The organism is Dryocola sharpae (assembly GCF_051307055.1).
In the GTDB taxonomy this organism is placed as follows: Bacteria; Pseudomonadota; Gammaproteobacteria; order Enterobacterales; family Enterobacteriaceae; genus Dryocola.
In genome coordinates this window covers 2168623-2182199 of the sequence record NZ_CP149994.1, presented here as the reverse complement: position 1 = coordinate 2182199, position 13577 = coordinate 2168623, and the positions used below count along the sequence as shown (strand labels likewise).

Genomic DNA, 13577 nt, shown 5'->3' with positions numbered 1-13577 from the left:
GCCAGGAATGCGATTAGCCGCTGAACTGCGGCAACCACGCTTTATTAATGCTGAGCACTTCCTCCACCAGCTTCGACGCCAGATTCACATCCGCCACCAGCGGATTGGCCACCAGCGCCAGCAGGGCTTTGCCTTTATCGCCGTGGACGGCCGCTTCAATCGTCAGGCGTTCGAAATCTTTCACCTGCTGCGTCAGGCCGTTCATCAGGGGCGGCAGCTTGCCGAAGGCCAGCGGATGCGCGCCCAGCGCGTCGATCAGGCAGTTCGTTTCAATGACCGCATCGTCCGGCAGCCCCTGAATAGCGCCATTGTTGGCGGTATTGACCACCATTTCAACGCCGAGGTTGTTATGCAGGGCGTTAATAAGCTCAACCGCCACTTCTGAATAGAAAGATCCGCCGCGCTGGCTGAGCTCGTCCGGTTTTTTATCCAGATTCGGATCGGCATAAAGCTTAAATAACGCTTCTTCCACCTTCATGACCTGCTCGGCGCGCGTGCCTTTAACGTCCGCGTCGACCAGCTCGTCTTCAAGCATGGTGCGGGTTTGCCAGAAATAGCGGTGATAAGGGCAGGGAATTGCGCGCAGCGCGCGCAGCAGATCCGCAGGCCAGGGGATGGCCTTAATGTTGTTCATCGAAAGCTGTTCGCCGTCGCACAGCATCTCGAGCACCTCATCGGTGGCGTCGCGGCCGTCGGCCAGCACCTTATGCACCCAGACCATATGATTAAGGCCCGCGAAGCGCAGGTTAACGGATGCGTGCGGTAATTTCAGCATCCCGGCAATGGTGTGATGCATGGTCACCGGCACGTTACACAGGCCGATGATTTTCGCCTTGCTGTAGCGCGAAACCGCTTCCGTTACTATGCCGGCCGGATTGGTGAAGTTGATTATCCATGCCTGCGGCGCCAGGCGCTCCACGCGACGGGCGATGTCCAGCATCACCGGAATAGTGCGCAGCGCTTTGGCAAAGCCGCCGACGCCGGTGGTCTCCTGGCCCAGCAGCCTGTGGCTTAAGCCAAGACGTTCGTCAGCCGCACGGGCGGGGAGCTGCCCGACACGTAGCTGCGTAAGCACGAAGCTCGACCCCTCAATTGCGCTGTCCGCGGTAAAATGCACGGAAACTTTTACCGCTTCCAGCCCGTTCCGGCCCAGCATACGGCGCGCAAGAGCGGCAATAATTTCAACTTTTTGGCGCCCGGCCTCCACGTCAACGAGGGCCAGCTCCGCCATTGGCAGCGAAGCATGGCGTTCGATCAGGCCTTCTATCAGTTCCGGGGTATAGCTGCTTCCCCCGCCAACAACGGTAATTTTCATTATGTTCTCCGTGCGCCTCAGGCCATTAATGCGATGGCTTTATCCAGCACGCGATCGCCGCGCATGGTGCCGTAATCCATCATGTCGATAACCGCAACGGGCTTCTCAAGCGGCGCGGAAAGCTCGCTCAGGCGTTGCAGTTCAAACTGCACCTGCGGACCAAGAAGCACCACGTCGGCGTGGCGAAGCTGGCTCTCAATTTCCGCAACAGGATAAGCATCGATTTCAACTTCCAGGGAGCGCTTTGCTGCCTCCGCTCTCATTTTCTGCACCAGCATGCTGGTGGACATGCCTGCCGCGCAGCACAATATAATTTTTTTCATCACCGCTCCTTTCACCTTTGAAAACATATTTCATACATTAGCCGTTTAACGCAGCATGAATGAAAATTATTTTCATGAGTGTGATCGCGGTTGGATTATCAGAAAAGGCGATGTTTAGGCAGAATCAAGCGATCGCTACAGGAAGAGGAACAGATCCGGCTCGCAAAGCAGCGAAGGAGAGCGCATCAAAAGGGCATGCATTGAAAAATAATTTCAATGATCTATGATGTTTTTAACGCGCTGTCGCTGCTATCGAAGGAACCAACCCGTTATGGATATCGTTTATCAACTGGTACAGGGCATGTCCGGCCTGCCTGCGCAGGAATCGCGCCTTGCGCGCTTCTTCCTGGAAAATTTTGCGCAACTTCCTGAGTCCTCGATGGAAGAGCTGGCGCTTAAGGCAGGCGTGAGCCTTGCCACGCTGCAGCGCTTCGCCCGCAGCATCGGCTGCGACGATATTAACGATTTCCTCGGTAAAGTACGCCATCAGCAGCAGGAGAGCAGCCCGCAGGCGCTGCCCGGCTCGACGACTATTCTGGGCGATGCCACCTGGGTAGATCCGCAGGCATTGCAAAAGCTGGCCGCTCATGCCGGCATCGGCAGCGATATTCTGGAAAGGTTCTCGCATTCCACAGGCAAAGAAAGCAGCGGCGATATTCTCAGCCAGATACGCACGCGTCTGCATGATTTCAGCCAGCAGGAATCGCGCGTGGCGCAGACCATTCTTGATGACGTGGAGTTTGCCGCTTCGGCAACTATCGATCGGCTGGCGAGCGCGGCGGGAGTAAGCCCGGCCACCATTACCCGTTTTGCGCGAGCGGCAGGCTGCGACGATATTCGCGATCTGCGCATGAAGCTTGCGCAGGCCAGCGCCCCCGCACAAGATAGCAGCATGCCGCACGCCTGGCGGGAACAGCTGAATAACGTGCATAACATGCTGAGTGCGCAACTAAGTAATCTGTCGCCTTCGGTAATCAACAAAGCTGTCGCCACGCTGCAACAGGCGAAAGCCGTTCATCTGTTTAGCGCCAGCGGGGCCGATGCGCCTTTTGCCAGTCTGCTGCAGTACCGTTTACTGGCCCAGGGTTATCCGGCAAATTTGTGTCAGGATGCGGCGTTGATGGGCATGACGGCCTCCATGCTTGGTAAAGGCCAGGCGCTGGTGATTTTTGCCGGTTACGCTCCAGAGCGTGCCTTAATAGCGGCGATGCATCAGGCGCGGCGAAAAGGGGCCGCTCTTATCGTTATCACCAATGATGAACGCGCCTTTATGCAGCAGCACGATATTATATTACCGTTGAAACATAATAATTACGGATCGCTATTTATTATCGATTTGCTATGCGATGGCTTAACGCTGAGGGCTTAATTTCGCGTGCGCTTTACTGTCCTGATGCGGCATGTTTGATCTTAAGTAAAAGAAAGGGAGCTTCCGCTCCCTTTTTTACGCGGCTCTTTTACCCCGGATCTTAAACATCCCGGGCTTTGCGAACATCACCAGATTGCCCAGCAGAATCATTGCCAGGCCGGTTACCGCGTTAGCGTGCCAGACATATCCTTCATAAATCGTTGAAAGGCTCAGCGCCACCAGCGGAAAAAGTAGCGTGCTGTAGGCCGCCTGCCCTGCGCCGATGCGCCCAACCAGCGTGAAATAGGCGCCAAAGGCGATAACCGATCCGAATATCGCCAGGTAGAAGAGCGAGCCGAGGTAGCGGACGGTAAGCTCCGGCATAAACGAATCCCCGCGAATCAGGGCAATTACGCCCATGATCAATGCGCCGTAGCTCATGGCCCAGGTATTGGTGGACAATGTTTCCAGCCCGCGGCGCTGATGGCGGGCGCCGATCATATTGCCAAGCGAGAAACCGAACGTCCCCAGCGCGCTGAGGCCAATCCCCAGCAGTAATTGTGGCGCCAACTGCGTTGCCATCAGATCATGCCAGAAGAGCGCGACAACGCCGGCAATCCCGAGCGCCGCGGCTGGCAGCAGGTTAGCGTGCGGACGCTGGCGGAAAAACAACATGCTGTTAAAGGCGTTAAACAACACGGCCATTGAGAAAATGACCGATTCAAGGCCTGAACTTATATAAGCTGCGGCATGATAAAAGCAGAGAAAATTAAAGCCAAATACGCAGGCGCCCTGAAGCAGACAGAACAGATGATCGCGCAGGCTGAGACGGCGCAGACGCCCCAGCGCGAGCAGTACCGCCAGCATCACCACCGCCGCAACGGCAAAACGCCAGAAAATTGAAACGGGCGCCGAAACCACGCCCTGCTGCATGTAAATCGCAATCCAGGTCGTTCCCCAGATCGCCACGACCAGAATATAAAGTACCGCGTTCATGTTGTTATCTCGCTGTTGAACAGAAACGACAGTTTGCAGATTACCTTCTGCGGCCGCTTTCACCGCCTTGCGCGACTTGCATAATCTTGCGCATTTTTTTTGTTTGCGCGGGCTTAATGGCTGGCAACCCGCAGCGGCGCTACATACACTATCCTTCCGGCCCCGAAACGATATGCAACTATGACTCAGTCGTACCATGCCTTTGAGAATCTGCGTAAACACAACGCTCGTCTGAATGACAGCGTACGGCTTGGCTCGGGTATTCAACTTGCGGCCTGGTCAAATCATAATGACCGCGTCACGCAGCTCAGCAATCACCATACGCTTAGCCTGTATATCAACAACGGCTACGAAACCTATCAGAAAACGTCGCAGGGCTGGAAAAACGGCGGCGGCCCGGACAGGTTTTGCCTGATGCCGCAGGACAGCGAAACAACCTGGGATATCCGCAACGATTTTTCATTTGTACACCTGTACTGTACGGATGCGCATCTGCGCCATATTGCCGAGCAAATCTGGGATCGCAGTCCGGCAAGACTGCAGATAGATGAAAGGATTTTCGCCGAGGATCCGCGCATCACGCAGCTTTACCGGCACTTTTTACTGAGCAGCAGCTGGCAGCAGAGCGCGAATCATATGACGTTAAGCACCGCCTCGACGCTGCTGCTCACCCATCTGGTACAGAACTACAGCAGCGTGCAGTGGCGTTTGCCCGCGGTACGCGGCGGGCTGGCTCCGGTAGTGCTGCGCAATATTCAGGCCTATATAGAACAGCATATTGGCGACCCGCTGACGCTGGCCGAACTGGCGCTCGAAGCAGGCTTAAGCGAATTTCATTTCGCGAGGATGTTTAAACAATCTACGCAACTGGCGCCGCACCAGTACGTAATGCAGCGGCGTATGGCGCGCGCGGAAACGCTTGTGCGCCATAGCGAGCTGTCGTTAACGGCTATCGCTCTGGCCTGCGGATTTAGCTCCGCCAGCCATTTCAGCAACCGTTTCAAAGCTACCCTCGGCGTCGCGCCTTCGCAGCTACGTTCGGCGAGCCAGTGAGAATACGCCGTAGCAAATGCCGCCCGCAAGCAACCCCCAGAAAGCAGAACCTATTCCCGCAAGCGTAAGCCCCGATGCCGTGACCAGAAAGGTGACGATCGCCGCATCGCGCTCCCGCTCGTTACCCAGCGCCTGATGCAAACTGCCGGCGAGAGTGCTTAGCAAGGCAAGCCCGGCAAGGGTGTGGATAAAGGCCAGGGGCAGGGCGGTCAGCAAGGCTGAAATCGACCCGCCGAACATCCCGGCCAGCAGATAAAACACGCCAGCTGTGGCCGCGGCCAGCCATCGCTTAGCCGGATCGGGGTGCGCTTCCGCGCCCTGGCAGATTGCGGCGGTAATGGCCGCAATACAAATGGAAAATACGCCAAAGGGTGCAAGCAACAGGGCAATAGCCGCGGTGACTACCATCAACGGTGAAACCGGAACGTTGTAACCCGAGGCTTTAAGCGTCGCCACGCCGGGCGCATTTTGCGATGTCATGGTAACAAGGAAAAAGGGCAGGCCGATGCTCAGTAAGCTGCTGACGGAAAAGTGCGGCGCGGTGAACTCAGGCATCACAACGCTCACCGGCACGCTTTCAGTTTTAAGCTCTCCGGTCATCAGGCTAATCGCCAGGCCTGCTATCAGCGCCACAACCACCGCGTAGCGCGGGGCGCAGGCTTTTGCCAGCAGCCAGCTGATGAGCATCGCGCCGCACAATAAAAAGTGACCCTGTAACGATGTAAAGGCTTGCAGACCAAAGCGCAGAAGGATCCCGGCCAGCATCGCCGCAGAAAGGGTGTGCGGAATAAGCAGCATCAGGCGGGCAAATATGCCGCTGGCCCCGCAAACTAAGATGAGCGCGGAAGCAAAGATAAATATCCCGACGGCTTCGTTTAGCGTACTGCCCTGCAGGCTGGTGGCCAGCAGCGCCGCCCCGGGCGTGGACCAGGCGGTCAGGATCGGGGCGCGATACCAGATGGTCAGCGCAAGCGTGCTGACTCCCATGCCGATGCCGAGCATCGTCAGCCAGCCTGCAATTTGCCGGGCGCCGGCGCCGGCAGCGTCTGCTGCCTGCCAGATGATGGCCGCTGAGCTGGCGTAGCCCACCAGCACGGCAACGAACCCGGCAAGCAGCGTGGGTAGCGGAACCGGAAAGGCGCGCATAAAAACCTCGTTGTGCGTTATAACGTCCGAAAACTATAGCATCGTGCGTTATAGCGCACAAGGCGCTATAATCCGCCCATAGATAAGGAGAGAACGATGGATATCGCCGCCCATTTAAGCGCGAAACTGAAGGCCTTGCGCCAGGCGCGGGGCTGGAGCCTGGCGCTGGCCGCTGAAAAAACGGGCGTATCAAAAGCCATGCTCGGCCAGATCGAACGTAATGAGTCCAGCCCGACGGTGGCGACCCTCTGGAAAATAGCCACCGGCCTGAACGTGCCGTTTTCGGTATTTCTTCAGTCGGGCGAACCGCCGGAGCGGCCGGTATTCGATCCGCAAAACAGCGATATGGTTGTGGTGCCGCTTTTTCCCTATGATGAGCAGCTGCGTTTTGACCTCTTTTCCATCACGCTTGCGCCGGGCGCGCTGAGCGAGTCATCCCCGCATGATACCGGCGTTATTGAGCATGTAACGGTGATTAGCGGAGAGCTGGATATGCAGATTAAGGGAAAGTGGCAGACGCTGCGGGCGGGAGAAGGTTTGCGCTTCGCCGGGGATGAAGCGCATAGCTATCGCAACAGCGGCCCTGAGCGGGCACATTTCCATTCGTTAATTCATTATCCGTAATCTTTCGCGGCGGGCAGTATTTACGCCCGCCCTGAAAACGTTAGCCCGGATTAGTCATCTGAAACGCATGGCTGAAGGTCGGGGTAACCTGAATAGTTTTGGGCAGCAGGCTGCTTGCATGGTAGAAATCAGCGGTTTGCTGTTGCTGCGCTACCGTCGCGTTATCGATAGTTTGCCAGTCTGAATGGCGGCGCTGAAACGACAGCTGCGCCACGTCTTCCGGGAAGCCGATTATCTTCGCCAGCGTTTTGCCATACACGTCCGGATGCTGATTCGCCCAGATTTGCGCGGCGTTCAGGCGCTGCAGATAATCGGCGATGGCGGCCCGCTTTTCTTTGTCGCCCAGCGCGCTGTCGGTAGCCGCAAGGAACGAATTGCCGGACCACAGCCCCTGGCCGTTCACCGCCACGCGCAGCTTATCTACCTTTTCCGCATAGGCGGTGTAAGGCTCCCACGTAGCCCAGACGTCCACCGAGCCCTGGATCAGGGCGAGTTTAGCCTCGCTTGGCGGCAGGAAGCGGAAGGTGACGTCTTTGGCGCTCAGCCCGGCGGACTCAAGCGCCTTCAGCGCGACAAAATGACCGATAGAGCCGCGGTTTGTAGCAATGCTTTTACCCTTTAAGTCCGCCGCGGTTTTTATCGGGCTTTCCGGGCGCACCAGCAGCGCCGTCCCGTAAGCGTTCGATTTACTCACCGCGATCGCCTTCGCCTGCGCGCCTGCCGCAACGGCAAACAGCAGGGGAGCGTCGCCGATGATGCCCACATCGATAGCCCCCGCGTTCAGCGCCTCCGCCAGAGGTGCGGCGGCAGGAAATTCGGACCATTGAATTTTATACGGCAGGTTTTCAAGCTTGTTCGCCGCCTCAAGCTGGGAACGCATTCCGCCTTTCTGATCGCCGATATGCAGCGTCACTTCGGCATGCGAAAAGCTGCTCCAGAGGGCCAGAGCCAGGCCTGCGGTGATCCACTTTTTCATCATGCGCTCCTTGCCAGACGCTTGCGGGCAGCAACTTTTTCACGCGTTAGCGGAATGAGCTCTTTACCGTATTCCACGGCGTCGTTGAGCGGATCGAATCCGCGGATCAGGAAGCTGCCGATACCCGTATCGTAATAGTCAAGCAGGGCATCGGAAACCTGATCCGGCGTGCCGACAAGCGCGGTGGAGTTATAGCCGCCACCGACCAGCGCTGCGATGCCCGTCCATAAACGCTGGTCCAGGCGATCGCCCTGATGCGCGGCCTCAAGCAGGCGTTTTGCACCGACGCTTTGCGGTTTTCGCAGCCCGTAAGTATGGTGATTTTCCGCCAGGTTTTTACGGGTGACCTCACGTATGTGCTCTGCTTTTTCCCAGGCTTCGGCTTCGGTTTTGCCGAGGATCGGCCGGAATGAAATATTGAAGCTAATATCGCGATTATGCCGCTTTGCCGCAGCGCGGACGGATTCGACAGTCTGACGTGCTCCGGCCAGCGGCTCACCCCAGAGCGCAAAGACATCCGCGTGCTTTGCCGCCACCCGGATTGCCTCGTCGGACGATCCGCCGAAATAGATTGGCAGACGGGGCTGAAGCGGTTTGATGGAGGAAAAGGCCTGCTCGGCCCGGTAGAAGCCGCCGGTGTGATCGTAAGGCGCCTCGCCGTGCAGGCTGCTGTTCAGCACCGTCAAAAATTCGTCGGTCCGCGCGTAGCGTTCCTCTTTATTCAGCCAGTCGCCGTCTTTACGCTGTTCGGCATCGCTGCCGCCGCTGATAATGTGCACCGCCAGCCGACCATCGAGTAAATGATCCAGCGTGGCAAGCTTGCGCGCGGCAAGCGTCGGTGCGACGAAACCCGGCCGATGGGCCAGCAGGAACTTCACGCGCGAAGTGTGGGCGCCCGCATGGGCGGTCACCAGAAAACCGTCCGGTTGATCGGACCAGTAGCCTACCAGAATGCGGTCGAAGCCGGCGTCCTCGTGTGCCTGGGCAAAGCGCGCAATATACTCCTTATCAAAGATTGCTCCGGTCGCGGGCAGAATTTCTGAGGCCAGACGATGGCTTATCATGCCGAGGAATTGAATGCTCATTGCAGGTTCCTTATGGTTGTATGTTTACCCACCATAACGAGTGCAAGCGCGCCTCTGAAATGCCAATTATGACTATGCTTTGCCGGGATAAAGCATAGATAGATTATTGATAACCTATTGCTTTTATGGCATTTGGCTCAAAGGGCGACGCTGGTAGTCTTTGGTTTTTCCCCTGCTGAGACATGCCATGAACGCAAAGTCATCCGCGCCGAATCCCGCGCGCTTACGCCACTTTCTTGTCGAATTTTCACGGCTGGTTGAGCATTTCCATCAGGAACAGCCGCTGCTGGAAAAAGGCCGACGGCTCCTGTCCGAGCTGGTGGCTACCGACGACTGGTTGCCCGAAGCGTCAGCCGCTCCCCATCCGCACCATTATCAGCAGCATCTGCTGTACGCCGACCCGCAGGGGCGCTTCTCCGTGGTGAGCTTCGTCTGGGGGCCAGGGCAGCAAACCCCGATCCATAACCACGGTGTATGGGGGCTTATCGGCATGTTACGCGGTGCCGAACGCAGCCAGTTTTACGCCAAAGTGAATGGCAAATGGCTACCCGAGGGCAATGCGACAACCCTGACGCCGGGCGAAATTGAGACGGTTTCTCCCAACGCGCAGGATGTCCATCAGGTCAGTAACGCCTTCGACGATCGCGTCTCCATCAGTATTCATGTGTACGGCGCTAATATTGGCGCGGTTCATCGCCGGGTGTTTACCGCCGACGGCGGCGAGAAAGCGTTTATTTCAGGCTATTCGAGCGCTTTTATACCGAACATCTGGGATCTGTCGAAAGAGAGGGCGTTATGAGCGAATTAAGACACTATGCGCAACTGCGCGCGTCGCTGCTTAATAAAGAAGAGCTGGCGCTGATAGACGTGCGGGAGGAGGCCGCCTTTGCATCCGGTCACCCTTTGTTTGCCGCGAATTTTCCACTCGGCAAACTCGAACTGGAGGTATTTGCGCGTATCCCGCGGCGTTCAACGCCGATTACCGTCTATGACAACGGTGAAGGGCTGGCGAGCCTTGCCGTGGATAAGCTGAAGCAGCTTGGCTACCGCGACGTGGCGCTGCTTGCCGGCGGGCTTAAGGGCTGGCAGGAGGCGGGCGGAGAACTGTTTATCGATGTCAACGCGCCGAGCAAGGCCTTCGGCGAGTTTGTTGAAGCGAAGCGCCATACACCGTCGCTTAGCGCGCAGGAGGTGCACAGGCTGAAACAACAGGGTGCCGGGCTGGTGATTCTGGACGTGCGCCGCTTTGATGAATACCAGACGATGAATATCCCCGGAGGCATAAGCCTGCCCGGCGGTGACCTTGTGCTGAAGGCCAGTGCGCAGGTGTCCGGCCCGCAAACGCAAATTGTCGTGAACTGCGCCGGGCGCACGCGCAGCATTATCGGCGCGCAGTCGCTGATCAATGCAGGGATCGCCAATCCCGTAGCCGCATTGCGTAACGGAACTATCGGCTGGACGCTGGCGGGGCTGGAGCTTGAGCAGGGTAGCGATGCTCAGGCGCAGGAAAGCGCAGGCGAAGAAGCCGAACGCATTGCGGCCTGGGAGCTGGCAACCAGCGCGGGCGTAAGCTTTATCGTATGGAGCGACTGGCAAAGCTGGCGGCAAACCCACGACCGCAATACCTGGCTGTTCGACGTGCGTTCGCCAGAGGAGTTTCGTGCAGGACATATCGCCGGGGCCAGGTCTGCGCCGGGCGGACAACTGGTTCAGGAAACAGATCATTTTGCCGCCGTGCGTGGCGGAAGGATCGTGGTAGTTGACGACGACGGCGTTCGCGCCCCGATGGCCGCCTCATGGCTGGCACAAATGGGATGGGAGGTGGCCGTGCTGGAAGCCCCACGCGAATTATTTACCGAACGCGGCGACTGGCAGGCGCCCCTGCCAGCGGCGCCTGCGGTAGAGGAAATTTCAGCTGAAACGCTGGCGGGCTGGCTCGGGCAATCCGGCACCACGCTTCTGGATTTCACCACTTCAGCCAGTTTCCGCGCGCGGCATATCGCGGGAGCTAAATGGCTGGGACGAACTGCGCTAAAAACCGCAGTGGCGAATCTTCCTGAGCCGGAGCGTTGGGTCGTCACCTGCGGTAGCAGCGCGCTCGCCCGATTTGTGGTGCCCGAACTGCAGGCTTTATCCAACCGGCCGGTTTACGTGCTAAAGGGTGGAACGCTCGCATGGATAGCTGAAAACCGGCCTCTGGCACAGGGCGCGGAAGGCGAGCTGCATCTGCCTGAAGATCGCTATCGCCGTCCTTACGAGGGCACGAATGTTCCACGACAGGCGATGGAAGACTACCTGCAATGGGAATATGGCCTTGTCGCGCAGCTTGAGCGCGACGGCACGCACGGTTTTTGGGTGATTTAAGCCTTTAAGAGTGGATGGCTACATGCTCGTCCACTCTGTCTGAAGCCAGTTCAATAATTGAACAAAACATCCTCTGTTTTTACCCGTCCTTTCTGACTACAATAGCCGCCTTTCGCCTACAAACAGAAAAACGACGAACCATGCGCCTGCACGCTAATCATCTTGAACTACTCAGCCCCGCCCGAGACGCCGACATCGCCCGTGAAGCTATTTTGCACGGCGCCGACGCCGTCTATATCGGCGGCCCTGGTTTTGGCGCTCGCCACAACGCCGGCAACAGCCTGCGCGATCTTGCCGAACTGGTGCCTTTTGCCCATCGCTTCGGGGCGAAGATCTTTGTCACGCTCAATACCATCCTGCATGACAACGAGCTGGAGCCCGCGCGGCTGATGATTCACGATCTTTACCAGGCGGGCGTTGATGCGCTGATTGTCCAGGATATGGGCGTGCTGGAAATGGATTTGCCGCCGATTGAGCTGCATGCCAGCACCCAGTGCGATATCCGCAGCGTGGAAAAGGCGAAGTTCCTCTCAGACGTTGGTTTCTCGCAGATAGTTCTGGCTCGCGAGCTGAATCTGGATCAGATTCGCGCTATTCATCAGCACGTTGATGCGACGATTGAATTCTTTATTCACGGCGCGCTGTGCGTGGCCTATTCCGGGCAGTGCAATATTTCTCATGCCCAGACGGGGCGCAGCGCAAACCGTGGCGATTGCTCTCAGGCCTGCCGTTTGCCCTATACCCTGAAAGACGAGCAGGGGCGCGTTGTCGCTTTTGAAAAACACCTGCTGTCGATGAAAGATAACGACCAGAGCGCGAACCTTGCGGCGCTGGTGGATGCTGGCGTGCGCTCCTTCAAAATCGAAGGGCGTTACAAGGATATGAGCTATGTGAAAAATATCACCTCCTATTATCGTCAGCTGCTCGACGAACTGATGGAGAACCGCACGGATCTGAAACGCGCCTCGGCTGGCGTGACTTCGCATTTCTTTATTCCATCGCCGGACAAAACCTTCCATCGCGGCAGCACGGACTACTTCGTTAACGAGCGTAAAATCGATATCGGCGCGTTCGATTCGCCAAAGTTTGTCGGCCTGCCGGTGGGCGAGGTGCTGAAGGTCGGCAAGGATCATCTGGACGTCGCCGTTACCGATGCAAATACGCTGACCAACGGCGATGGCCTGAACGTGCTGATCAAACGTGAAATCGTCGGCTTCCGCGCCAACACCGTTGAGAAAACCGGTAAAAATCAGTACCGCGTCTGGCCAAACGAGATGCCGGACACGCTGAAAAATGTGCGGCCGCATCATCCGCTTAACCGCAACCTCGACCATAACTGGCAGCAGGCGTTGCTGAAAACGTCAAGCGAGCGCCGCGTAGCGGTGGATATGGAGCTCTCCGGCTGGAAAGAGCAGCTTGTCCTGACGCTGACAAGCGAAGACGGTATAAGCGTAACCCGCACGCTTGAAGGCCAGTTTGAGACCGCTAACAACCCGCAGAAAGCCTATGACAGCCTGCGCGATGGTCTTACGAAGCTGGGTCAGACTATGTACACCGCCCGTGCGGTAAATCTCTCTCTGCCTGCGCCGTTATTTGTGCCGAACGGCCAGTTAAACCAGCTGCGACGTGATGCGGTAGAGGATTTGACGCAAGCGCGTCTGCAGCAGTATCAGCGTGGCTCGCGTAAAGCGGTCTCCGTTCCGGCTCCGGTATATCCGGAAGAGCATCTCACTTTCCTTGCCAACGTTTACAACCATAAAGCGCGTGAGTTCTACCAGCGTTACGGTGTGAAACTCATTGATGCTGCTTATGAAGCACACGAAGAGAAGGGCGAAGTGCCGGTGATGATCACCAAACATTGCCTGCGCTTTGCGTTTAACCTCTGCCCGAAACAGGCGAAAGGCAGCATTAAAAGCTGGCGCGCAACGCCGATGCAGCTGGTCCACGGGGACGAAGTGCTGACCCTGAAATTTGACTGCCGCCCGTGTGAGATGCACGTTATCGGCAAAATGAAGAATCATATCCTCAAGATGCCGCTGCCCGGCAGCATCGTGGCGACAATCAGCCCGGACGAGCTGATGAAGACGCTGCCGAAAAAAGCCAAAAGCTAGCGCTTTCTGCTGATAAGCCCTGCTTCCGCGGGGCCATTTCCTGTATAAAAAAGATCTAACGGGCGCCCATTATGATGGGCGTTTTTTTCATGCCTTTTCAGCAAAATATATATAAATAATCTATGAGTTTCGTCATCTGACTTATCAAGCTGTGGGAAATTGGTAGGGCAAAAAAATTACCGTGAATTGCTGCAAACAGTATCTAAAGTTTGCGCATGCACGGCGGTAATTGACTG

At 57.1% G+C, this 13577-nt stretch carries 13 protein-coding genes; 7 read left to right on the top strand and 6 right to left on the bottom strand.

Going from position 1 to position 13577, the window contains the following annotated elements; translation table 11 throughout:
- Positions 1-13: 13 nt before the first annotated feature.
- Both WLO31_RS10550 and WLO31_RS10545 read right to left on the bottom strand, forming a co-directional pair.
- Positions 14-1315 (bottom strand): 6-phospho-beta-glucosidase, encoded by a 1302-nt coding sequence (locus WLO31_RS10550; RefSeq protein ID WP_435930436.1) that lies wholly within the window; start codon positions 1313-1315, stop codon positions 14-16.
- Positions 1316-1332: 17 nt separating this feature from the next.
- Positions 1333-1638 carry a PTS sugar transporter subunit IIB gene (locus tag WLO31_RS10545; RefSeq protein WP_435930433.1) on the bottom strand — a complete coding sequence of 102 codons (306 nt, stop codon included), beginning with the start codon at positions 1636-1638 and terminating at the stop codon, positions 1333-1335.
- Between the two features lie 59 nt (positions 1639-1697).
- Between WLO31_RS10545 and WLO31_RS10540 the strand changes: the two genes are divergently transcribed.
- Both WLO31_RS10540 and WLO31_RS10535 read left to right on the top strand, forming a co-directional pair.
- Positions 1698-1865 carry a hypothetical protein gene (locus WLO31_RS10540; RefSeq protein WP_435930431.1) on the top strand — a complete coding sequence of 56 codons (168 nt, stop codon included), beginning with the start codon at positions 1698-1700 and terminating at the stop codon, positions 1863-1865.
- A gap of 44 nt (positions 1866-1909) precedes the next feature.
- Complete coding sequence (locus WLO31_RS10535) at positions 1910-3007, top strand: SIS domain-containing protein (RefSeq protein WP_435930429.1); 1098 nt, start codon at positions 1910-1912, stop codon at positions 3005-3007.
- A 75-nt stretch (positions 3008-3082) separates the two neighbouring features.
- Here WLO31_RS10535 and WLO31_RS10530 read toward each other — a convergent pair whose 3' ends face one another.
- On the bottom strand, positions 3083-3982 hold the full coding sequence (locus WLO31_RS10530) for a DMT family transporter (protein WP_435930428.1): 900 nt from the start codon (positions 3980-3982) through the stop codon (positions 3083-3085).
- 180 nt (positions 3983-4162) lie between these two features.
- Between WLO31_RS10530 and WLO31_RS10525 the strand changes: the two genes are divergently transcribed.
- On the top strand, positions 4163-5035 hold the full coding sequence (locus tag WLO31_RS10525) for an AraC family transcriptional regulator (protein WP_435930427.1): 873 nt from the start codon (positions 4163-4165) through the stop codon (positions 5033-5035).
- On the opposite strand, the gene WLO31_RS10520 is transcribed toward WLO31_RS10525, so the two are convergent.
- Entirely contained in the window at positions 5015-6181 is a 1167-nt protein-coding gene (locus tag WLO31_RS10520; protein WP_435930425.1) for a benzoate/H(+) symporter BenE family transporter, read from the bottom strand. The two genes, WLO31_RS10525 and WLO31_RS10520, sit on opposite strands and share 21 nt — an antisense overlap.
- 96 nt (positions 6182-6277) lie before the next feature.
- Between WLO31_RS10520 and WLO31_RS10515 the strand changes: the two genes are divergently transcribed.
- On the top strand, positions 6278-6805 hold the full coding sequence (locus WLO31_RS10515; protein ID WP_435930424.1) for a helix-turn-helix domain-containing protein: 528 nt from the start codon (positions 6278-6280) through the stop codon (positions 6803-6805).
- 40 nt (positions 6806-6845) lie between these two features.
- Here the strand turns inward: WLO31_RS10515 and WLO31_RS10510 are convergent, their stop codons facing one another.
- Complete coding sequence (locus WLO31_RS10510) at positions 6846-7781, bottom strand: ABC transporter substrate-binding protein (protein ID WP_435930585.1); 936 nt, start codon at positions 7779-7781, stop codon at positions 6846-6848.
- The gene (locus WLO31_RS10505; RefSeq protein WP_435930422.1) at positions 7781-8866 is read right to left on the bottom strand and encodes an LLM class flavin-dependent oxidoreductase; all 1086 of its coding nucleotides are present in this window, start codon (positions 8864-8866) and stop codon (positions 7781-7783) included. Before WLO31_RS10505 ends, WLO31_RS10510 begins: the two co-directional genes overlap by 1 nt.
- Positions 8867-9053: 187 nt before the next feature.
- Here WLO31_RS10505 and WLO31_RS10500 point away from each other — a divergent pair, with 187 nt between their 5' ends.
- The 3 genes from WLO31_RS10500 to WLO31_RS10490 all read left to right on the top strand — a co-directional run bounded on the left by WLO31_RS10500 (position 9054) and on the right by WLO31_RS10490 (position 13341).
- Complete coding sequence (locus tag WLO31_RS10500; protein ID WP_435930421.1) at positions 9054-9665, top strand: cysteine dioxygenase; 612 nt, start codon at positions 9054-9056, stop codon at positions 9663-9665.
- Positions 9662-11230, top strand: a complete 1569-nt coding sequence (locus WLO31_RS10495; RefSeq protein ID WP_435930419.1) for a rhodanese homology domain-containing protein — start codon at positions 9662-9664, stop codon at positions 11228-11230. The genes WLO31_RS10500 and WLO31_RS10495 overlap by 4 nt, the downstream gene beginning before the upstream one ends.
- Positions 11231-11370: 140 nt before the next feature.
- Positions 11371-13341, top strand: coding sequence for a peptidase U32 family protein (locus tag WLO31_RS10490; RefSeq protein WP_435930418.1), 1971 nt, complete (start codon positions 11371-11373; stop codon positions 13339-13341).
- Positions 13342-13577 lie beyond the last annotated feature (236 nt).

Bases quoted from the DNA above. Each gene is read 5' to 3' on its own strand.
- WLO31_RS10550 (WP_435930436.1), bottom strand. From the start codon at position 1,315: ATGAAAATTACCGTTGTTGGCGGGGGAAGCAGCTATACCCCGGAACTG.
- WLO31_RS10545 (WP_435930433.1), bottom strand. From the start codon at position 1,638: ATGAAAAAAATTATATTGTGCTGCGCGGCAGGCATGTCCACCAGCATG.
- WLO31_RS10540 (WP_435930431.1), top strand. From the start codon at position 1,698: ATGAAAATTATTTTCATGAGTGTGATCGCGGTTGGATTATCAGAAAAG.
- WLO31_RS10535 (WP_435930429.1), top strand. From the start codon at position 1,910: ATGGATATCGTTTATCAACTGGTACAGGGCATGTCCGGCCTGCCTGCG.
- WLO31_RS10530 (WP_435930428.1), bottom strand. From the start codon at position 3,982: ATGAACGCGGTACTTTATATTCTGGTCGTGGCGATCTGGGGAACGACC.
- WLO31_RS10525 (WP_435930427.1), top strand. From the start codon at position 4,163: ATGACTCAGTCGTACCATGCCTTTGAGAATCTGCGTAAACACAACGCT.
- WLO31_RS10520 (WP_435930425.1), bottom strand. From the start codon at position 6,181: ATGCGCGCCTTTCCGGTTCCGCTACCCACGCTGCTTGCCGGGTTCGTT.
- WLO31_RS10515 (WP_435930424.1), top strand. From the start codon at position 6,278: ATGGATATCGCCGCCCATTTAAGCGCGAAACTGAAGGCCTTGCGCCAG.
- WLO31_RS10510 (WP_435930585.1), bottom strand. From the start codon at position 7,781: ATGAAAAAGTGGATCACCGCAGGCCTGGCTCTGGCCCTCTGGAGCAGC.
- WLO31_RS10505 (WP_435930422.1), bottom strand. From the start codon at position 8,866: ATGAGCATTCAATTCCTCGGCATGATAAGCCATCGTCTGGCCTCAGAA.
- WLO31_RS10500 (WP_435930421.1), top strand. From the start codon at position 9,054: ATGAACGCAAAGTCATCCGCGCCGAATCCCGCGCGCTTACGCCACTTT.
- WLO31_RS10495 (WP_435930419.1), top strand. From the start codon at position 9,662: ATGAGCGAATTAAGACACTATGCGCAACTGCGCGCGTCGCTGCTTAAT.
- WLO31_RS10490 (WP_435930418.1), top strand. From the start codon at position 11,371: ATGCGCCTGCACGCTAATCATCTTGAACTACTCAGCCCCGCCCGAGAC.